General features: G+C 58.7%; 19 protein-coding genes. 9 read left to right on the forward strand and 10 right to left on the reverse strand.

Annotated elements, in window-relative coordinates; all coding sequences use genetic code 11:
- Window positions 1–19 precede the first annotated feature (19 nt).
- The 3 genes from yjiA to BLW70_RS01135 all read right to left on the reverse strand — a co-directional run bounded on the left by yjiA (window position 20) and on the right by BLW70_RS01135 (window position 3,430).
- Window positions 20–988: a GTPase gene (gene yjiA, locus BLW70_RS01125; protein WP_074871071.1), complete on the reverse strand. Its 969-nt coding sequence runs from the start codon at window positions 986–988 to the stop codon at window positions 20–22.
- Window positions 989–1,151: 163 nt separating this feature from the next.
- Window positions 1,152–1,349, reverse strand: a complete 198-nt coding sequence (locus BLW70_RS01130; protein ID WP_008154232.1) for a YbdD/YjiX family protein — start codon at window positions 1,347–1,349, stop codon at window positions 1,152–1,154.
- A gap of 14 nt (window positions 1,350–1,363) precedes the next feature.
- Window positions 1,364–3,430 carry a carbon starvation CstA family protein gene (locus BLW70_RS01135; protein ID WP_074871073.1) on the reverse strand — a complete coding sequence of 689 codons (2,067 nt, stop codon included), beginning with the start codon at window positions 3,428–3,430 and terminating at the stop codon, window positions 1,364–1,366.
- Window positions 3,431–3,588: 158 nt separating this feature from the next.
- Between BLW70_RS01135 and BLW70_RS01140 the strand changes: the two genes are divergently transcribed.
- Window positions 3,589–3,957, forward strand: a complete 369-nt coding sequence (locus tag BLW70_RS01140) for a PilZ domain-containing protein (protein WP_074871075.1) — start codon at window positions 3,589–3,591, stop codon at window positions 3,955–3,957.
- Window positions 3,958–4,087: 130 nt separating this feature from the next.
- Here the strand turns inward: BLW70_RS01140 and radA are convergent, their stop codons facing one another.
- Entirely contained in the window at window positions 4,088–5,455 is a 1,368-nt protein-coding gene (gene radA / locus BLW70_RS01145) for a DNA repair protein RadA (protein ID WP_008149143.1), read from the reverse strand.
- 628 nt (window positions 5,456–6,083) lie between these two features.
- Between radA and mscL the strand changes: the two genes are divergently transcribed.
- Window positions 6,084–6,497 carry a large-conductance mechanosensitive channel protein MscL gene (gene mscL / locus BLW70_RS01150; RefSeq protein ID WP_008149145.1) on the forward strand — a complete coding sequence of 138 codons (414 nt, stop codon included), beginning with the start codon at window positions 6,084–6,086 and terminating at the stop codon, window positions 6,495–6,497.
- Between the two features lie 47 nt (window positions 6,498–6,544).
- Here the strand turns inward: mscL and BLW70_RS01155 are convergent, their stop codons facing one another.
- Window positions 6,545–7,321, reverse strand: coding sequence for a ferredoxin--NADP reductase (locus tag BLW70_RS01155; RefSeq protein ID WP_074871077.1), 777 nt, complete (start codon window positions 7,319–7,321; stop codon window positions 6,545–6,547).
- 331 nt (window positions 7,322–7,652) lie between these two features.
- Here BLW70_RS01155 and BLW70_RS01160 point away from each other — a divergent pair, with 331 nt between their 5' ends.
- Window positions 7,653–8,384: a helix-turn-helix transcriptional regulator gene (locus tag BLW70_RS01160; protein ID WP_074871078.1), complete on the forward strand. Its 732-nt coding sequence runs from the start codon at window positions 7,653–7,655 to the stop codon at window positions 8,382–8,384.
- A gap of 175 nt (window positions 8,385–8,559) precedes the next feature.
- Window positions 8,560–9,684 (forward strand): methyltransferase, encoded by a 1,125-nt coding sequence (locus BLW70_RS01165; RefSeq protein WP_074871080.1) that lies wholly within the window; start codon window positions 8,560–8,562, stop codon window positions 9,682–9,684.
- A gap of 82 nt (window positions 9,685–9,766) precedes the next feature.
- Here BLW70_RS01165 and BLW70_RS01170 read toward each other — a convergent pair whose 3' ends face one another.
- The 3 genes from BLW70_RS01170 to BLW70_RS01180 are packed head-to-tail and all read right to left on the reverse strand — an operon-like array spanning window position 9,767 to window position 12,445.
- Window positions 9,767–9,934, reverse strand: coding sequence for a DUF2474 domain-containing protein (locus BLW70_RS01170; RefSeq protein ID WP_074880353.1), 168 nt, complete (start codon window positions 9,932–9,934; stop codon window positions 9,767–9,769).
- Window positions 9,935–9,994: 60 nt separating this feature from the next.
- Window positions 9,995–11,002 (reverse strand): cytochrome d ubiquinol oxidase subunit II, encoded by a 1,008-nt coding sequence (cydB, locus tag BLW70_RS01175; RefSeq protein ID WP_074871081.1) that lies wholly within the window; start codon window positions 11,000–11,002, stop codon window positions 9,995–9,997.
- A 3-nt stretch (window positions 11,003–11,005) separates the two neighbouring features.
- On the reverse strand, window positions 11,006–12,445 hold the full coding sequence (locus BLW70_RS01180) for a cytochrome ubiquinol oxidase subunit I (RefSeq protein WP_074871083.1): 1,440 nt from the start codon (window positions 12,443–12,445) through the stop codon (window positions 11,006–11,008).
- Between the two features lie 513 nt (window positions 12,446–12,958).
- On the opposite strand from BLW70_RS01180, the gene BLW70_RS01185 reads away from it, so the two are divergent.
- The 3 genes from BLW70_RS01185 (at window position 12,959) to BLW70_RS01195 (ending at window position 14,861) form a co-directional block, all read left to right on the forward strand.
- Window positions 12,959–14,197 (forward strand): MFS transporter, encoded by a 1,239-nt coding sequence (locus BLW70_RS01185; RefSeq protein WP_074871084.1) that lies wholly within the window; start codon window positions 12,959–12,961, stop codon window positions 14,195–14,197.
- Between the two features lie 84 nt (window positions 14,198–14,281).
- Window positions 14,282–14,560, forward strand: a complete 279-nt coding sequence (locus tag BLW70_RS01190) for a type II toxin-antitoxin system RelE/ParE family toxin (protein ID WP_074871086.1) — start codon at window positions 14,282–14,284, stop codon at window positions 14,558–14,560.
- A gap of 13 nt (window positions 14,561–14,573) precedes the next feature.
- Window positions 14,574–14,861, forward strand: coding sequence for a HigA family addiction module antitoxin (locus tag BLW70_RS01195; protein WP_074871087.1), 288 nt, complete (start codon window positions 14,574–14,576; stop codon window positions 14,859–14,861).
- A 6-nt stretch (window positions 14,862–14,867) separates the two neighbouring features.
- On the opposite strand, the gene BLW70_RS01200 is transcribed toward BLW70_RS01195, so the two are convergent.
- Both BLW70_RS01200 and BLW70_RS01205 read right to left on the reverse strand, forming a co-directional pair.
- Window positions 14,868–15,419 (reverse strand): DJ-1 family glyoxalase III, encoded by a 552-nt coding sequence (locus tag BLW70_RS01200; protein WP_074871089.1) that lies wholly within the window; start codon window positions 15,417–15,419, stop codon window positions 14,868–14,870.
- Window positions 15,420–15,485: 66 nt separating this feature from the next.
- Complete coding sequence (locus tag BLW70_RS01205; RefSeq protein WP_074871091.1) at window positions 15,486–15,941, reverse strand: DUF4879 domain-containing protein; 456 nt, start codon at window positions 15,939–15,941, stop codon at window positions 15,486–15,488.
- A gap of 214 nt (window positions 15,942–16,155) precedes the next feature.
- Between BLW70_RS01205 and BLW70_RS01210 the strand changes: the two genes are divergently transcribed.
- Both BLW70_RS01210 and trmA read left to right on the forward strand, forming a co-directional pair.
- On the forward strand, window positions 16,156–17,451 hold the full coding sequence (locus tag BLW70_RS01210; RefSeq protein WP_074871093.1) for an NCS2 family permease: 1,296 nt from the start codon (window positions 16,156–16,158) through the stop codon (window positions 17,449–17,451).
- Window positions 17,448–18,527 carry a tRNA (uridine(54)-C5)-methyltransferase TrmA gene (gene trmA, locus BLW70_RS01215; protein WP_074871095.1) on the forward strand — a complete coding sequence of 360 codons (1,080 nt, stop codon included), beginning with the start codon at window positions 17,448–17,450 and terminating at the stop codon, window positions 18,525–18,527. The genes BLW70_RS01210 and trmA overlap by 4 nt, the downstream gene beginning before the upstream one ends.
- The last annotated feature ends 49 nt before the right edge of the window (window positions 18,528–18,576 follow it).

Raw genomic sequence — 18,576 nt, forward strand, 5'->3', positions numbered from 1 at the left:
CGAGCAAATACCTCCGCCGTTATGCTTCTACGCGAGAAAAGCCTTCACGAATCTTCTCTTCCGGCAAATCATCGGCGATGAACACGATCACGCTTTCGCGCGTTTCATCGTCGGCCCACTCGGTGTCCCAATCGAATCCGTATAACTTCAGCACGCCCTGAAACACCATGCGCCGTGGCTCGCCAAGGATGTTCAATACGCCTTTGTAGCGCAGCAATTGCTTGCCATGGTCCTCCAGCAGTTCGTTCATGAATTCGCTGAGCTTGTCGATATCCAGCGGCTTGTCGGTGCGCAGCACCAGGCTGGAAATGCGGTCGATGGACGGCGCTTTGCTCACCGGGCGCAGGCTGACGCCGCCGCCGAGGTCAGCATTAAGATTGAAACCGCGCACGTCGAGCAATTCGGCCAGATCGATCTTGCCGTGCTCGACCACGCGGATCGGTGCACGACGGTTGATGCGGGTCAGGCGCTCGCTCAGCGCGGTAAAGGTCGCCTCGTCCACCAGATCGCGCTTGCTCACCAGTAAGCGGTCGGCGAAACCGATCTGCGCCTGGGCGATGGTTTGAGTCAGGTGAGTGTCAGCGTGCGCCGCATCGACCAGGGTAATGATGCCGTCGAGAATGTAGCGCTCACGCAGCTCTTCATCGATGAAAAAGGTTTGGGCCACCGGTGCCGGGTCGGCCAGGCCGGTGCATTCGATCACCAGACGGTCGAAGGCGATTTCGCCGCTGTCCAGGCGTTCGAGCAGCAGGTACAAGGCCTTGGTCAGGTCGGTGTGGATGGTGCAGCAAACGCAGCCGTTGGACAGCGTCATCACTTGCACCGGCTCGTCGCCCAACAGTTGGGTGTCGATACCGGCGTCACTGAATTCGTTCTCGATCACGGCGATTTTCAGGCCGTGCTCGGCTTTGAGCAGGTGGCGCAACAGCGTGGTCTTGCCGGCGCCGAGGAAGCCGCTGAGGATTGTTACCGGGATGGGAGAGGACAAACTGAATCTCCTGACTCACTGAATAGAAGTATCAACACAAAACAAATGTGGGAGCTAGCCTGCTGGCGATGGCGGACTGTCAATCAACAGTGATGTTGAATGTTCAGCCGCCATCGCCAGCAGGCTAGCTCCCACAGGTATTGCTGTTAACCCGACAACTGGATCAACAGCACTTCGGCCCACCCTTGCCACCGTAACGAGCCTCTTGGCGTTCCCGGAAGAACATCTCATAGGTCATCACCGGTTTGTCCGGGTGTTTGGTTTGCATATGCTCGACGTAATTGTCGTAGTCGGGCATCCCGACCATCAGGCGCGCGGCCTGACCGAGGTATTTACCGAGGCGACTCAGGTCATTGAACATGCTGCAATCCTCGATTACGCATCCGGCAGAGCCTGGAATGGCGCTTCTTTATCCGTACGTTCCTTGCTGCCCCAGGCGGAAATACCGACCTTGAGCGCATAGAACAGGATACTGAATACCACGAACAGGAACAGCGCCGTCAGCGTTGCGTTGGTGTAGGCGTTGAAGATCACGTGCTGCATCTGCGTAATGTCCTTGGCCGGGGCGAGGATCTGACCGTTGGCCAGGGCATCGCTGTACTTCTTGGCCAGCGACAGGAAGCCGATCGCCGGGTTGGCATCGAACAGCTTGATGAAGCCGGCGGTGGTGGTGCAGATCAGCAGCCACACCGCTGGCAGCATGGTGACCCAGACATAGCGCTGGCGTTTCATTTTGATCAGCACGACAGTGCCGAGCATCAGCGCGATACCGGCCAGCATCTGGTTGGAGATACCGAACAGCGGCCACAAGGTGTTGATGCCACCCAGCGGGTCGATCACGCCCTGGTACAGCAACCAACCCCACATCGCCACGCAACCGGCGGTTGCGATCAGGTTAGCGGTCCAGGATTCGGTGCGTTTCAGCGCTGGCACGAAGGAACCGAGCAAATCCTGCAGCATGAAACGCCCGGCACGAGTACCGGCGTCCACAGCCGTCAGGATGAACAGTGCTTCGAACAGGATCGCGAAGTGGTACCAGAACGCCATGGTGTTTTCACCTGGCAGGACACTGTGCAGGATCTGCGCGATACCGACCGCCAGGGTCGGCGCACCGCCGGCACGGGCCAGGATGGTGGTTTCACCAATGTCCCTGGCCACCGCTTGCAGCGCTTCCGGGGTAATCGCAAAGCCCCAGCTGCTGACGGTTTGCGCCACGGCCACCACGTCACTGCCGACGACTGCCGCCGGGCTGTTCATGGCGAAGTACACGCCCGGCTCGATCACCGATGCGGCGACCATGGCCATGATGGCGACGAAGGATTCCATCAGCATGCCGCCGTAACCGATGTAACGGGCGTTGACCTCGTTATCCAGTAACTTCGGTGTGGTGCCGGAGGAGATCAGCGCGTGGAAACCGGAAACCGCGCCACAGGCGATGGTGATGAACAGGAACGGGAACAGACCGCCCTTCCATACCGGGCCGGTGCCATCGATAAACTGGGTCAGCGCCGGCATTTTCAGCTCAGGCATGGTGATCAGGATGCCGATCGCCAAGGCCACGATGGTGCCGATTTTGAGGAAGGTCGACAGGTAGTCACGCGGCGCCAGAATCAGCCAGACCGGTAACGAGGCGGCCACGAACCCGTAACCGACCAGCATCCACGTAATCTGCACGCCAGTGAAAGTGAACGCCTTGGCCCAGACCGGATCAGCAGCAATCTGCCCCCCGAGCCAGATCGACCCCAGCAGCAACAGCACACCGACGATGGAAATTTCACCGATGCGGCCCGGGCGGATGTAACGCATGTAAATGCCCATGAACATCGCGATCGGAATGGTCGCCATCACCGTGAAAATGCCCCAAGGGCTTTCGGCCAAAGCTTTCACAACGATCAGGGCCAGCACCGCGAGGATGATGATCATGATTAGGAAGCAGCCAAACAGCGCGATGGTCCCGGGGATGCGGCCCATTTCCTCACGGACCATGTCGCCCAGGGAACGGCCGTTGCGGCGGGTGGACATGAACAGGACCATGAAGTCCTGAACGGCACCCGCCAGCACCACGCCGGCAATCAGCCACAGCGTACCGGGCAGGTAGCCCATCTGCGCCGCCAGCACCGGACCGACCAGCGGCCCCGCGCCAGCAATGGCCGCGAAGTGGTGGCCGAAGAGGATGTGTTTGTTGGTCGGAACGTAGTCCAGACCGTCATTGTTGAGCACGGCGGGGGTGGCCCGTCGCGGGTCGAGTTGCATCACATTGGTAGCGATGAACAAACTGTAGTAACGATACGCAACCAGATAGATGGCCACGGCGGCGACCACAATCCACAAGGCGTTGATCGCCTCGCCTCGGCGCAATGCCACTACACCCAGGGCGCACGCCCCCACGATTGCCAGCAGCAGCCAGGGTAGATGGCGTAGCAGGCTATTATTGTTTTTCATTTTATGATTCCAGCCAGGGTGGACAAGAAAGACAGCCATCCGGAGTTTAGCTCTCCTGACGGCAAAGACCATCCCCCAACATGGGTTGAGCCATCACTTTGCTGGCAGCCTTGGACAATGCGGGTCTATAGTCACCGGACATTTACGAGGATTGCGCCATGAGCGAGCACCCTGCCGATCGCCGCCGCTTCAAACGTATTGCGTTCGATGCCCGAACCGAGCTAAGCCAAGGGGAATTCATCTGGCCGGTGAAGTTGATCGACCTGTCATTGAAGGGACTGTTGATCGAAAAGCCCGAACCGTGGCTGGGAAATCGTGACTGGCATTTTCTGGTCGATATTCATCTCAACGAGGACGTCGCCATCAAGATGGATGTGCAACTGACCCACGATGATCATGGTCAGCTCGGGTTTGTCTGCAAACACATCAGCCTGGAATCCATCGAGCGCCTGCGGCGGTTGGTTGAGCTCAACCTGGGCGATCCTGAGGAACTGGAGCGCGAATTGGGCGCCTTGATCGAAATCTGAAGGCCATACCCATACCCTGTGGGAGCGAGCCTGCTCGCGATAGCGGTATGCCCATCAACATAAATGTTGAGTGATAGTCCGCTATCGCGAGCAGGCTCACTCCCACAGGGTTTGTGTGCTGTCTGGAAGGTTATTCGAAGAGGGCGTCGAGCGCCTGCTCCAAACGCGTTACGGCAATAATCTGCAACCCCGGCGGCGCTTCCTTGGGCGCATTGCCCTTAGGCACGATGGCGCGTTTGAAACCGTGCTTGGCGGCTTCTTTCAAGCGTTCCTGGCCGCTCGGCACCGGGCGTACTTCGCCGGACAGCCCGACTTCGCCGAACACCAACAGATCGTGGGGCAGTGGCCGGTTGCGCAAACTGGACATGACCGCCGCCATCAGCGCCAGATCGGAGGCCGTTTCCAGCACCTTCACCCCGCCAACCACATTGAGAAACACATCCTGATCGTGGGTCGGAATGCCGCCGTGACGGTGCAGCACCGCCAGCAACATCGCCAGCCGATTCTGATCCAGACCCAGCGTTACCCGACGTGGATTGGCCAGGTGACTGTCGTCCACCAACGCCTGGACTTCCACCAGCATCGGCCGCGTGCCTTCCCACGTCGCCATGACCACACTGCCCGGCACTTCTTCCTGGGCACGGGTGAGAAAAATCGCCGAAGGGTTAGAGACTTCTTTCAGCCCCTTGTCGGTCATACCGAATACGCCCAGTTCGTTGACGGCGCCGAAACGGTTTTTCACCGCCCGCAGCAAACGCAAACGCCCATCGGATTCGCCTTCGAAATACAGCACCGTGTCGACCATGTGCTCCAGCACTCGCGGCCCCGCCAAAGCGCCTTCCTTGGTCACGTGGCCGACCAGGAAAATGGCCGTGCCGCTCTGCTTCGCATAGCGCACCAGCAACGCCGCGCTTTCCCTGACCTGCGACACGCCCCCCGGTGCCGATTGCAGTTGCTCGGTGAAGATCGTCTGGATCGAGTCGATCACCATTACCTTGGGTTTTTCCTGCCGGGCGGTGGCGATGATGGTTTCGATGCAGGTTTCGGTCATCACCCGCAGTTGATCCTGAGGCAAGCCGAGGCGGCGCGCGCGCATGGCCACTTGCTGCTGGGATTCTTCGCCGGTGACGTACAGTGCCGGCATGACTTTGGCGAGGTTGCACAGGGTTTGCAGCAGAATGGTCGATTTGCCAATGCCCGGATCACCGCCGATCAGCACCACCGAACCGTCCACCAGCCCACCACCCAACACCCGATCGAGCTCGCTCGACGCTGTGGAAAAACGCGGGATTTCTTCGACGCTGACTTCGGCCAGGGTCTTGATCTGTGCCTGTTGACCGGTCCAGCCGGTGCGACCGCTGGGGGCTGCCGCGCCACCGCTTTCCACCATGGTTTCGGTCAGGGTGTTCCAGGCCCCGCACTCGCCGCACTGGCCAGCCCACTTGGGGAAGGTTGAGCCGCACTCGGTGCAGCCGTACATGCGCTTGGCCTTGGCCATCTGAACTCCCGGCAAAAACCGCGATGATAGCTCAGCTGGCGTCGGTCACGCGCGGCGAAGTTACCCAGCGGCCCCCTGGCAACAACTTGTACAGCGCTTTGAATACATCTACTGCACTACCAACTTTGAAAAACTGTACAACTTTCAAAGAATACCCGACCCAATAGTTGTCTCGCTCAATGAAACAAAAATCAGAACCTGTACAGGTCTTCATCATTTGGAACATGACTGTACAATCCAACCGTTAAGCAAACTTTACAAATACGAATAACCGAGCCAATGGCAATATACTGGCATTTTCAACATTGAACACCAAGGGGTCCGTTTAAGTAACGAATCCATACTTCCGGTAAACCATTCACATAAAGCCTCTTATACCGCAGATTATCCTTGCATCAAGCGAGGATACTAAAGCCCCTACTTTCTATGTTTTTTCCTGCACTCGCCCTCCACTGAGTAGAGACTGAGCGATCGAGAGGAAAATGCCGGACGGGCGCGCGGGGCGCCCTGGATTGAGCGGCTACCGAACACGGTAGCCGGCAAGCGCTGTAAACAGTTGTTTCGAGCAAGAAGCATCGTGCTGATTTACACTGCGCTCACCAACCTCATCTGTAACAAGGAATAACCTATGGGCGTGATTAGTGAGTTCAAGGCCTTCGCGGTCAAAGGTAACGTAGTCGACATGGCGGTCGGTATCATCATCGGCGCCGCCTTCGGCAAGATCGTTTCATCGTTCGTCGGCGACGTGGTGATGCCACCCATTGGCCTGCTGATCGGAGGGGTGGACTTCAGTGACCTGGCCGTCACGCTCAAGGCAGCCAACGGCGATGTCCCCGCGGTGGTGCTGGCGTACGGCAAATTCATCCAGAGCCTGATTGACTTCATCATCGTCGCTTTCGCGATCTTCATGGGCGTCAAAGCCATCAACCGCCTGAAGCGCGAAGAGGCCGTTGCGCCAACGCTGCCGCCGGTTCCGACCAAGGAAGAAGAGCTGCTGGAAGAGATCCGCGATCTGCTCAAGGCTCAGAACAATCGGCCCTGAACACGTTAGTCAAACAACCAACGGCGCCCCTTGAGGCGCCGTTTTTTTTACCAGTAGTTTTCCACCGCCACTTGCCCGGGCCGGCGACTGAGGCTCAAGTGCATGTGGCGCTGTTTGAGCAATTTGCGCGTGTCATCGATCATCTGCGGGTTGCCGCACAGCATGACCCTTGAGTGCTCGGCCGTCAGCGCCACGCCTGCCGCCCGCTCCAGCTCGCCATTTTCGATCAGCGCAGTGATCCGCCCACTCAGAGCGCCATGATGCTGCTCGCGCGTGACCGTGGTGATGAATTGCAGCTTGTGCGCAAACTCCGCTAAATAGTCGCGCTGGGCCAAGCCGCTGACGAGGTCTTGGTACGCCAGTTCCCGGGCTTCGCGCACGCTGTAGACCAGAATGATTCGTTCGAATTTCTCCCAGACCTCGAAGTCCTGCAGGATCGACAGAAACGGCGCCAGGCCGGTGCCTGTGGATAACAGCCAGAGATCACGGCCGTCGACAAAGCGATCCAGCGTCAAGTAACCAAAGGCCTGACGCTCGACCAGCAGCGTATCGCCGACTCCCAGCCGACTCAGCTCACTGGTGAACTCCCCCCCTGGCACCACAATGGAAAAGAATTCGAGGAACTCGTCATAGGGCGACGACACCATGGAATAGGCGCGCCATACGGTGCTGCCGTCAGCCTTGGTAACGCCCAGCCGGGCGAATTGCCCTGCACGAAAACGAAAACCCGGATCCCGTGTGGTCCGCAGGGTGAACAGACTGGGGCTCAGCGACTGGACGTCGAGCAAAGTCTGGCGCGTGAACTTTTCTGCGCTGGCGGTCATGGGGTGCTCCATTCAACAGATAGCCACAGTGTCCCGCAAAGCGGGCGGCTTAAACACCGGTGATTTGTAGTGGCTTTAGCCAGTACCTCATTCACATTAACTTCATAGCACGACTTAAATATTAAATACGCGGTTAACGAGCTTGATGACAGTAAGTCCGACATGCCCTTATCTACTCTAATTTTCTGACGTTAGAACCAGATATCAGTTTAAAAATCTCAAACAAAGCTAAAAAGTCTCACACACACGTAGGAAACATCCTACACTCGCCTTCGTGCCAGAGACTGGATCCAAAATGGCACCCCCAAGTAACATCATCTGGAGAGACACAATGGAGAGGTGGAAGGAATCACAACTCAATCAATTATCACGGGCAACGGAGATTGAGACTGCCTACCGGATTTCACTCGGCTTTGCGAAAAACATTGGCTTTAAATTTTTCGCTTTTTCAACAACATACCAAACAAAAACTGACCACTTTAATACAGTCCAGCTCAACAACTACCCGACGGATTGGAACATTGAATATGAACAAAAAAATTTCAACGCAATAGACCCGGTAGTGGCTCACTGCAATCACTCCAGATTGCCTGTCCTTTGGAGCGAAGAGCTTTTTTCCAAGACTCCCTGGTTGTGGGATGCGCTTGAGAAACAAGGATTGCAGCACGGCTGGTCGCATTCGGTGCATGACGAGGGCAGTGGTGTTTGCAGCATTCTGAGCCTGGCCAGAAGCCATTGCCCGATCACTGCGTTTGAGCTGTATGAAAACCTTGGTTTCTCAGTGTTCATCGGGCGCCACCTGCATGGCTTGATCGCACAGACACTGCCCAAGAAATCGGCGAAGCCGGTCGTGCCGCATTTGTCTCCCCGCGAGATCGATGTATTGAGGCTGGCGGCTGATGGCAAGACTGCCTATGAGAGTGCCAGAATCCTCAATCTCAGCGCCCGTACGGTTAATTTTCATGTGCAAAGCGCGATTCTGAAACTGGGAGTCAATAACAAGATTTCCGCAGTCATCGCCGCAACCAAGGACGGTATTCTCAACAGCAGCGCGATTCGCTGAGCCAAAAAACCTGCAAGTAATCCAAAAGAAAAAAACGTACCATTTGCGGTCCTTCTTGAGTGATGACGTGTAAACCTTCACGGCGCAGTACACTCGGACGGTCTCGCCCGCTACAACGCCCTTGGGCGGCGGGACACCTGTTGATGACCCCGTTGATTACCCAGAGCCCCGCCTCATGCCTTTGCTCGAAACACCCTTCGCCCGACTCGACCTGATCCGCCAGCCCGAACAGCAGAACGAACCGCTGCAGGCGTTTGACGCCGCAGACGAATACCTGCTCACCCATCTGGCCGACCAACAGCCCTCGGCCGACACTCGGGTTTTGGTGCTCAACGACAGCTTTGGCGCATTGGCCGCCAGCCTGGCGGGCAAGGTTCAAGTGACCAGCAGCGGCGACTCGTTCCTGGCCTTTCAGGGGCTGGAAAAAAATCTGCTCCGTAACGGCCTGCCGTTTGATGCGATACCTGGCGTACCTGCCAGCGAAGCCTTTTCAGGCCCTTTCGATCGGGTACTGATCCGGGTCCCGAAAACTCTCGCCTTGCTGGAAGAACAACTGATTCGTTTGCAGGGCCAACTGGCGCCGGGCGCGCAGGTGATTGCAGCGGCGATGATCAAGCATTTACCTCGCGCTGCGGGCGATCTGCTGGAACGCTACATCGGCCCGGTGCAAGCGTCCTTGGCGGTGAAAAAGGCTCGACTGTTGATCGCGACCGCTGAAGACAAAGCACCTGTCGCATCCCCCTACCCGACCCGTTATCGACTCGACGCGCCTGAGATCGAACTGCTGAATCACGCCAATGTGTTCTGCCGCGAAGGCCTGGACATCGGCACGCGAGCGTTTTTGCCGCACCTGCCGAAGAACCTCGGCACCGCGCGGGTTGCCGACCTCGGTTGTGGCAACGGGGTTTTGGCCATCGCCAGCGCTCTGCAAAACCCTGAGGCCCACTACACGCTCGTGGACGAGTCGTTCATGGCCGTGCAATCGGCAGCCGAAAACTGGCGCGCGGCGCTCGGTGACCGGGAAGTGGTTGTACGTGCCGGCGATGGTTTGGCGGGGCAGGAACCCCAGTCTCTGGACGTTGTACTGTGCAACCCGCCGTTTCACCAACAACAAGTCGTTGGCGACTTCCTGGCCTGGCGCATGTTCCAGCAGGCCCGAGAGGCGCTGGTCGTCGGTGGCGCGCTGTACATCGTCGGCAATCGTCATCTGGGTTATCACAGCAAGCTCGCGCGGTTGTTCCGCGGTGTCGAGCAAGTGGCGGCCACACCCAAGTTCGTGATCCTTAAAGCCCGAAAATAATCCCAGGCAAAAAAAACCCTCCGGCCAAGGAGGGTTGTGAATCCGTGCCGCAAGGCAACGGGATGGGATCTGCTGCAAAAATTCAGTGGGTCGTCAGCCCCGCGGCATTCATGAACATGCGCATCAGGCTGGCCACGATGAACAGCGCCACAACGCTACCGGTCCAGATCATCGCCAGCCAGCCGAGTCGCTGCCAGAGCGGCTTTTTCTCTGCTGCTTCGATTTCCTGCAAGGAATGTTTACCCGCCATCATCGCAATCTCCTCTGAAGAAATGGCGCAGGTCTCAGCCCTGCGCCACAGTCGCGCGTTCTAGTGATAGCCATCTTCATGGGTGACCTTGCCGCGGAACACGTAGTAGCTCCAGAAGGTGTAACCCAGGATAAACGGGATGATGAACAGCGTGCCCACCAGCATGAAGCCCTGGCTTTGCGGCGGTGCGGCGGCGTCCCAGATCGAGATCGACGGCGGCACGATGTTCGGCCACAGGCTGATGCCCAGACCGCTGTAGCCGAGGAAGATCAGCACCAGCGTCAGCAGGAATGGCGTGTAGTGCGCATTGCGAGCCACCGCACGGATCAGACCGTACATGGTCACCAGCACCAGGATCGGCACCGGCAGGAACCAGAACAGGTTCGGCAGGGTGAACCAGCGAGCGGCAATCTCGGCATGGGCCAGCGGAGTCCAGATGCTGACGACACCGATCACCGCCAACACCACGAAAGCCAGCGGCCGAGCCAGGTCATGCATCTGCTCCTGCAACTTGCCTTCGGTTTTCATGATCAGCCAGGTGCAACCGAGCAGCGCGTAAGCCACCACCAGCGCCACACCGCAGAACATCGTGAACGGTGTCAACCAGTCCAGTGAGCCACCGGCAAATTGGCGATTGACCACCGGCAACCCATCAATGAACGCACCCAACGCCACGCCCTGGAAAAAGGTGGCGGCGACCGAACCACCGATGAACGCCTTGTCCCAGAGATGGCGCTTGTCGTCCTTGGCCTTGAAGCGGAACTCGAAGGCCACGCCGCGAAAGATCAGCCCGATCAGCATGAAAATCAGCGGCAGGTACAACGCCGAAAGCACCACCGAATAGGCCAGCGGGAAGGCCCCGAATAACGCGGCGCCGCCCAGCACCAGCCAGGTCTCGTTACCGTCCCATACCGGGGCGACGGTGTTCATCATCACGTCACGATCGGTCTTGCCCGGAATGAACGGGAAGAGAATCCCGATCCCCAAATCGAAACCGTCCATGACCACGTACATCATGATGCCGAAGATGATGATCACGGCCCAGATCAGCGGAAGATCAATACCCATGAGTCAAATCTCCTTGGTCAGGCTGGGGCTGTGGTCGCTGTCACCGTTGTCATCGGCGGCCGAAAGCGGACGGGCCGGCGTGCGTTTCTTGCCAGGACCACCCTCGTTGGTTTCCTTGCCTTCGTCGATCTTCGGCCCTTTGCGCACCAGGCGCATCATGTAACCCAGACCCGCACCGAACAGCGCGAAATAGACCACGACGAACATGATCAACGTGATGCTCATCTGCATGAAGCTGTGATTGGAGGACGCATCTGCCGTGCGCATCAGACCGTAGATCACCCACGGCTGACGGCCGATTTCAGTGGTGAACCAACCGGCGAGGATCGCGATCAGGCCGGACGGCCCCATCCACAACGCCAGGTACAGGAACGGTCGCGAGGTATAGAGCTTGTCGCGTTTACGCAGCCACAGGCTCCACAGACCGGTGAAGATCATCAGCATGCCCAGCCCCACCATGATCCGGAACGACCAGAACACGATGGTCGAATTCGGCCGGTCTTCCGGCGGGAACTCCTTGAGCGCCGGGACCTGTTTGTCCAGCGAGTGCGTGAGGATCAGGCTGCCCAGGTACGGGATCTCTACTGCGAATTTGGTCCGTTCTTCTTTCATGTCCGGCCAGCCGAACAGAATCAGCGGGGTCGGCTCATCGCCGTGGTTTTCCCAGTGACCTTCGATCGCGGCGATTTTCGCTGGCTGATGCTTGAGCGTGTTGAGGCCGTGGAAGTCACCGATGACCGCCTGAATCGGCGCCACGATCAAGGCCATCCACATGGCCATCGACAGCATGGTGCGGATCGCCGGGTTGTCCTTGCCGCGCAGCAAATGCCAGGCCGCCGAGGATCCGACGAAGAAAGCGGTCGCGACGAACGCTGCCGTGGCCATGTGCATCAGGCGGTACGGGAACGACGGGTTGAAGATCACCGCCAGCCAGTCCACTGGAATGACCTGGCCATTGACGATCTCGTAGCCTTGCGGCGTCTGCATCCAGCTGTTGGAAGCGAGAATCCAGAAAGTCGAGATCAGTGTGCCGATAGCGACCATGACCGTGGAGAAGAAGTGCAGATTGCGCCCGACCTTGTTCCAGCCGAACAGCATGACGCCGAGGAAACCGGCTTCGAGGAAGAACGCGGTGAGTACTTCGTACGTCAGCAGTGGCCCGGTCACGGAACCGGCGAAGTCCGAGAAGCGGCTCCAGTTGGTGCCGAACTGATAGGCCATGACAAGGCCGGAGACCACGCCCATACCGAAGTTGACCGCAAAGATCTTCGACCAGAAGTGGTACAGATCGCGGTACGTGTCGTTATGGGTTTTCAGCCACAGACCTTCGAGCACCGCCAGGTAACTCGCCAGGCCAATGGTGATAGCGGGAAATATAATGTGAAACGAAATGGTGAATGCGAACTGAATCCGGGCGAGATCAAGTGCCTCCAAACCGAACATAAGTCTTCCTCTGTCAGGTAATACCGGCTGAAGGCTTGCGGCCTACACCCACTGCCCCCACGGATATGGAGTGTGGCGAATTTGAATTCGTTCTTTTTTTACAAACATCACAACGTAGGGAGTCTGGCCATCTGGCCGCCGGATCAATTCCATGAACGGTCTTGATCTGGATCAAGCAACGTTAAAAGAGTAGTCCCATTTTTGACGATGGACGGTGTGGTCTTTTGCCGCGTGACAGGTTGCCTCATACCGTCGCCGACAACCCTGTAGCAGCTGCCGAAGGCTGCGTTCGAGTGCGCAGCAGTCGTAAACCCGGCGGGCTCGAATCAACTGATACACCCACCGCGCATGAGTTTCACGACTGCTGCGCAGCCGAACGCAGCCTTCGGCAGCTGCTACAAGGCTTATGAGCCCCGATCGGTGTCTAGCTAACGAAATTTCCCAACCCTGCAACTTCTGGTTACAGCTTGGTGATAATCTCGCCCCTCACCTCGCTGAAAAACCGACCCCCAGATGCCCAGCCAAGCGCCTTTGCTGTTACGTCATCACCGCCCTTTTATCGCGTTCTGGCTGGCTCGGGTGTTTACCGCCAGCGGTTTCCAGATGCTCACGGTGGCCATCGGCTGGAACCTCTACCAATTGACCGGCAATGTGCTGGACCTGGGCCTGGTCGGTCTGGTGGAGTTCGCCCCGCGGGTGCTGTTCATGCTGCACACCGGGCATGTCGCGGACCGTTATGACCGGCGCAAGGTCGCGGCCATCTGTCAGTTCCTGCAAGCGCTGATCGCCCTGTCGCTGGTCATCGGCAGCGCGACCGACAATGTCACCCGCGAGATGATCTTCATCCTCGCGTTCCTGCTCGGTGCCGCCCGGTCCTTCGAAATGCCGACCACTCAGGCTCTGTTGCCTAGCATCGTGCCCAGCGCGCTGTTCCCTCGCGCGGTCGCCGCCGCCCAATCCGCACAGCAATCGGCGACGATCGTTGCCCCGGCCCTCGGCGGGTTGCTTTACGCCTTCGGCAGCGTTTGGGTCTATGGCCCGACGGTGATCCTCTACCTTATCGCCTGCCTGCTGATGCTCAACCTGCCTGCACGGCAGACACCGCTGAACAAGGGCAAGGCGACGCTGGATTCGCTGCTGGCGGGCATCCGCTTCATTCGTAGTCGCCCGGACATTCTCGGGGCGATTTCTCTGGATCTGTTTGCCGTCCTGCTCGGTGGCGCGACGGCGTTGCTGCCGGTGTTTGCCAAGGACATTCTGCTGACCGGCCCTTGGGGCCTGGGCCTGCTGCGGTCAGCGCCGGCAGTCGGTGCGCTGCTGATGTCGCTGTACCTGGCGAGATTCGCCGTGGAGCGCAAAGTCGGAAGGGTCATGTTCACCGCCGTCGGTGTGTTCGGTGTCGCGACCATTGCGTTCGGCCTGTCGACCTCGTTCTGGTTTTCCCTGGCTGTGTTGGTGGTGTTGGGCGCGGCGGACATGATCAGCATGGTGATCCGCGCCTCCTTCGTACAACTGGAAACCCCGGATGAAATGCGCGGCCGGGTCAGTGCCGTGAACGGTCTGTTCATCGGCGCTTCGAACCAATTGGGCGAGTTTGAATCCGGCTTGACCGCCCACTGGTTCGGCACTGTGCCGGCCGTGGTCATGGGGGGGATTGGCACATTGGTGGTGACCGGGGCGTGGATAAAGCTGTTCCCGACCCTGGCTAACCGCGACCGCATGCATGTGGCTGTGGAGGAAGTGAAGGTTTGAAGCCGTTGCCGATCACACTTTTGCCGAGCAGGTGCAATACATAGATAGTGCATCAGGTGTAATGTGTCGCCTTACACTTGTCCCATGATCAAATCCTTTCAGCACAAAGGCCTTCGTGGCTTCTATGAAACAGGTTCGACTCGCGGGATCCGGGCAGACCATGCGAAGCGTCTGTCTCGAATGCTTCAGTTCATGGACCGCGCAGCAGTACCTGGCGACCTTGACATTCCGGGATGGCGATTACACCCACTCAGGGGAGAGTTGACCGAATACTGGTCACTGAGCGTTTCGGGGAACTGGCGAATTATTTTTCGTTTTATCGGTTCGGATATCGAACTCGTCGACTATCTGGACTACCACTGACAGGAGGCAGGACATGCCCATGCACAACCCGCCACACCCTGGCGAAACCCTTTTGATGGATGTATTGCCTGAACTTGGCGTCAGCGTCACAGAGCTGGCCCGGCACCTGCGATTTGCGCGTCCGCATCTATCGCGAGTGCTGCATGGCCACGCGCCGATCAGCCCTGATTTGGCAGTACGCCTGGAGCGGGCTGGAATTGGTAAGGCTCGAATGTGGCTAGGTGCTCAGACTGACTACGATCTCTGGCAAGCAGAGCAGCGTGAGCAACCGGTCATCGAACCCATTGCCACCCACGCCTGACATTTTCTAGACCGCCAACTCCCCCGCCACCGCCGCTCGCGTGGCCTTGCCACAGAGTTGTTCCACCAGCGCCAGGGCGAATTGCAATGCCGCGCCTGAACCCTGGGCAGTGATGCAGTTGCCGTCGACCACCACCGGTTGATCGACAAAGTTGCATCCCGACAGTTGATGGCTGGCCGAGGGCAGGCAGGTCATGCGCCGCTGACGCAATACGCCAAAGGCTTGCAGCGCCACTGCCGGAGCCTCGGCGATAGCGGCGAACAGGCGCCCGGCCGCCGCCTGATCCTTGATCAATTGTTGCAGGGGTTGATGCGCCGCCAGGTGTTGCGCCCCCACGTCACCACCGGGCAGGACGATCAGGTCGAACGGCTGCGCCAGTACGTCCACCAGCATCGCATCGGCCGTCACTCGGGTGCCGCGCGCGCAGGTGAGCATGCGCCGTCCCTCGACACTGGCCACCACCACTTCAACCTTGGCGCGGCGCAGCACATCGATCAGGGTTACTGATTGCAGGTCATCGATGCCCTCGGCGAGGGTAATCAGAGCTCTAAAGGTCATGGGCGCAGTCCACTGGATGATCTTTAAAGCGTAGTCAGCTTTCCTGCCCCTTGTTCGAGCCTGCCATTACTTGATGTAAAGCTGCGTCGACAGCGTATTGCCTGGCGCGTTGATCGATGTGTTGCTGAAGGTGAACGTGCCTTCCTGCTTACCCGCCAGATCGAAGACGTACAGATAGCCGACGGTTTTTTTCCCGACGGTGCACTCAGTCAGGTTGCCATTATCAAAAGCACAGACCGGGGTCCGGGTGCCGTTCACTTCAAAACCGTCCAGCCCGACCTGCGCGCTACGACCGTAACCGACTTCCAGCACGTAGACCTTGATGTTCGGCCCGCTGTGATTGCAGCGGGTTTGCTCTTGCCCCTGCGCGATGTCTTCAAAGCCGCAACCCGGCGACTCGACCTTGAGCACCTTCACCTGGCTCAACGGCGCTGCCGATGCAGCCGCAGCGGTGTGCGTCCCCAGGAACAAGGCGATCGACACTCCGAATGCGGCAATCAGACGTTTATTCATGCAATACATAAGTACCCCCAAAACCAGCGCGCAGTATGGCGCACTTGGCTTTACCGCAAAACATCGACGACGATCGCAGCCATAAGCAGCCATAACCCCAAGCGGCTGGTATGATGCGCGGCTTTTTCCGACCCACAGAAAATTACCAGGCGCCAACAGCGGTCTGTGCTTTGCTGTTGAGGTCGATACATTCACGGCGCCTGGCGCGCCACGGGGAGCAGACATGCTGGAAAGGCTGTTTCAACTCAAGGCACACAACACCAACGTGCGGACCGAGATTCTGGCGGGCGTCACGACCTTTTTGGCCATGGCCTACATTCTGTTCGTCAACCCGAGCATTCTCGGCGAGACCGGCATGGACAAAGGTGCGGTGTTTGTCGCCACCTGCCTGGCAGCAGCCATCGGCTCGGCGACCATGGGCCTGATCGCCAACTACCCGATCGCGCTCGCGCCGGGCATGGGACTGAACGCCTTCTTTACCTACACCGTGGTCCTGCACATGGGCCACACCTGGCAAGTGGCATTGGGCGCGGTGTTCCTCTCGGCGGTGATGTTCTTTCTGTTGTCGATCTTCCGCATCCGTGAATGGATCATCAACAGCATTCCGCTGGCGCTACGCTCGGCAATTGCCGCCGGTATCGGCCTGTTCCTGGCCCTGATCGCGCTGCATAACGCGGGCATCGTGGTGAGCAATCCGGCTACCATGGTCGGTCTCGGTGACTTGAAGCAACCGGCACCGATCCTCGCGACCCTCGGCTTTGCCCTGATCGTGGCGCTTGAAGCACTGAAAGTGCGTGGCGCGGTACTGATCGGCATTCTGGCAGTGACCATCGCTTCGATCGTGATGGGCTTCACCCCATTCGGCGGCGTAATGTCGATGCCGCCGTCGCTGGCGCCGACCTTCCTGCAACTGGACATCATGGGCGCACTGGACATCGGTCTGGTCAGCGTGATCTTCGCCTTCCTGTTCGTCGACCTGTTCGACAACTCCGGCACACTGATCGGCGTCGCCAAGCGCGCGGGCCTGATGGGCAAGGACGGCCATATGCCGAAAATGGGTCGCGCCCTGATCGCCGACAGCACCGCGGCCATGGCCGGTTCGCTGCTGGGCACTTCGACCACCACCAGCTACATCGAATCCGCTGCCGGCGTGAGTGCCGGTGGCCGCACCGGCCTTACCGCTATTGTCGTGGCGATTCTGTTCCTGTTGGCGCTGTTCTTCTCGCCATTGGCGGCCAGCGTTCCAGCCTTTGCTACCGCGCCTGCACTGCTGTTCGTCGCGGTATTGATGACTTCCGGCCTGGCCGAAATAGACTGGGACGACATCACCGTCGCCGCACCGGTTGTGGTCACCGCACTGGCCATGCCATTCACTTATTCCATCGCCAACGGCATCGCCTTCGGTTTCATCTCCTGGACCGCAATCAAGTTGCTGTCCGGCCGCGGCCGTGAGCTGAACTCGGCACTGGTGATTCTGTCGATTCTGTTCGTGATCAAGCTGGGTTGGTTCAACGCATGACTTTTGATTCCAAGGCTTACGCCGTTCAGCTCGAAGAGAAGGTCACGCGCCTGCGTGACCTGTTGGCCCCGTTCGGTGCGCCAGAACCTGCGGTGTTCGATTCGCCGCTGAAAAACTTCCGCCTGCGCGCCGAATTCCGCCTGTGGCGTGAAGCCGGTGAGCGTCACTACGCGATGTTTTCCCAGGAAGACAAGCGCACGCCGATCCTGATCGAGGAATTCCCGATCGCCAGCCTGCGCATCAACGAGTTGATGCCGCAGCTGAAGGCAGCGTGGCAAGCCAGTGCGGCCCTGAGCAACAAGCTGTTTCAGGTGGAGTTCCTCACCACCCTGGCCGGCGATGCGATGATCACGCTGTGCTATCACCGCCCGCTGGACGAGCACTGGCACGCGGCGGCGTCGAAACTGGCGGCCGAGCTGAACGTCAGCATCATCGGCCGCTCCAAGGGCAAACGCGAAGTGATCGGTCACGATTATGTGGTCGAGCAGATGGACGTCGGCGGTCGCACCTTCAGCTATCGCCAGCCGGAAGGCGCGTTCACCCAGCCCAACGGCACTGTGAACCAGAAGATGCTCAACTGGGCTTACGACTCACTCGGTGATCGCTCCGATGATTTGCTGGAGCTGTATTGCGGCAATGGCAACTTCACCTTGCCGCTCGCGACACGCGTACGCAAAGTGCTGGCCACTGAAATCAGCAAGGCCTCGGTCAACGCTGCGTTGAGCAATCTCAGCGAAAACGCTGTGGATAACGTCACTCTGGTGCGCTTGTCCGCCGAGGAGCTGACCGAAGCCCTGAATGAAGTTCGTCCGTTCCGTCGTCTGCACGGTATCGATCTGAAGAGCTACGAGTTCGGTAGTGTCTTCGTCGATCCGCCTCGCGCCGGCATGGACCCGGACACCTGCGAGCTGACCCGCCGCTTCGACAACATTCTCTACATCTCCTGCAACCCGGAAACCCTGGCGGCCAACATCGCCCAGTTGCACGACACCCATCGCATCACCCGCTGCGCAATGTTCGACCAGTTCCCGTGGACCCATCACATGGAATCCGGGGTGTTGTTGACCCGTCGTTGATTGCCCTTGGCAGAAACAGATCAGCCGTCATCACGACGGCTTTTTTGTG

The sequence above is a fragment of the Pseudomonas frederiksbergensis genome, from assembly GCF_900105495.1.
Lineage (GTDB): Bacteria > Pseudomonadota > Gammaproteobacteria > Pseudomonadales > Pseudomonadaceae > Aquipseudomonas > Aquipseudomonas frederiksbergensis.

Bases quoted from the DNA above. Each gene is read 5' to 3' on its own strand.
- BLW70_RS01130 (WP_008154232.1), bottom strand. From the start codon at position 1,349: ATGTTCAATGACCTGAGTCGCCTCGGTAAATACCTCGGTCAGGCCGCG.
- BLW70_RS01135 (WP_074871073.1), bottom strand. From the start codon at position 3,430: ATGAAAAACAATAATAGCCTGCTACGCCATCTACCCTGGCTGCTGCTG.
- BLW70_RS01140 (WP_074871075.1), top strand. From the start codon at position 3,589: ATGAGCGAGCACCCTGCCGATCGCCGCCGCTTCAAACGTATTGCGTTC.
- radA (WP_008149143.1), bottom strand. From the start codon at position 5,455: ATGGCCAAGGCCAAGCGCATGTACGGCTGCACCGAGTGCGGCTCAACC.
- mscL (WP_008149145.1), top strand. From the start codon at position 6,084: ATGGGCGTGATTAGTGAGTTCAAGGCCTTCGCGGTCAAAGGTAACGTA.
- BLW70_RS01155 (WP_074871077.1), bottom strand. From the start codon at position 7,321: ATGACCGCCAGCGCAGAAAAGTTCACGCGCCAGACTTTGCTCGACGTC.
- BLW70_RS01160 (WP_074871078.1), top strand. From the start codon at position 7,653: ATGGAGAGGTGGAAGGAATCACAACTCAATCAATTATCACGGGCAACG.
- BLW70_RS01165 (WP_074871080.1), top strand. From the start codon at position 8,560: ATGCCTTTGCTCGAAACACCCTTCGCCCGACTCGACCTGATCCGCCAG.
- BLW70_RS01170 (WP_074880353.1), bottom strand. From the start codon at position 9,934: ATGGCGGGTAAACATTCCTTGCAGGAAATCGAAGCAGCAGAGAAAAAG.
- cydB (WP_074871081.1), bottom strand. From the start codon at position 11,002: ATGGGTATTGATCTTCCGCTGATCTGGGCCGTGATCATCATCTTCGGC.
- BLW70_RS01180 (WP_074871083.1), bottom strand. From the start codon at position 12,445: ATGTTCGGTTTGGAGGCACTTGATCTCGCCCGGATTCAGTTCGCATTC.
- BLW70_RS01185 (WP_074871084.1), top strand. From the start codon at position 12,959: ATGCCCAGCCAAGCGCCTTTGCTGTTACGTCATCACCGCCCTTTTATC.
- BLW70_RS01190 (WP_074871086.1), top strand. From the start codon at position 14,282: ATGATCAAATCCTTTCAGCACAAAGGCCTTCGTGGCTTCTATGAAACA.
- BLW70_RS01195 (WP_074871087.1), top strand. From the start codon at position 14,574: ATGCCCATGCACAACCCGCCACACCCTGGCGAAACCCTTTTGATGGAT.
- BLW70_RS01200 (WP_074871089.1), bottom strand. From the start codon at position 15,419: ATGACCTTTAGAGCTCTGATTACCCTCGCCGAGGGCATCGATGACCTG.
- BLW70_RS01205 (WP_074871091.1), bottom strand. From the start codon at position 15,941: ATGTATTGCATGAATAAACGTCTGATTGCCGCATTCGGAGTGTCGATC.
- BLW70_RS01210 (WP_074871093.1), top strand. From the start codon at position 16,156: ATGCTGGAAAGGCTGTTTCAACTCAAGGCACACAACACCAACGTGCGG.
- trmA (WP_074871095.1), top strand. From the start codon at position 17,448: ATGACTTTTGATTCCAAGGCTTACGCCGTTCAGCTCGAAGAGAAGGTC.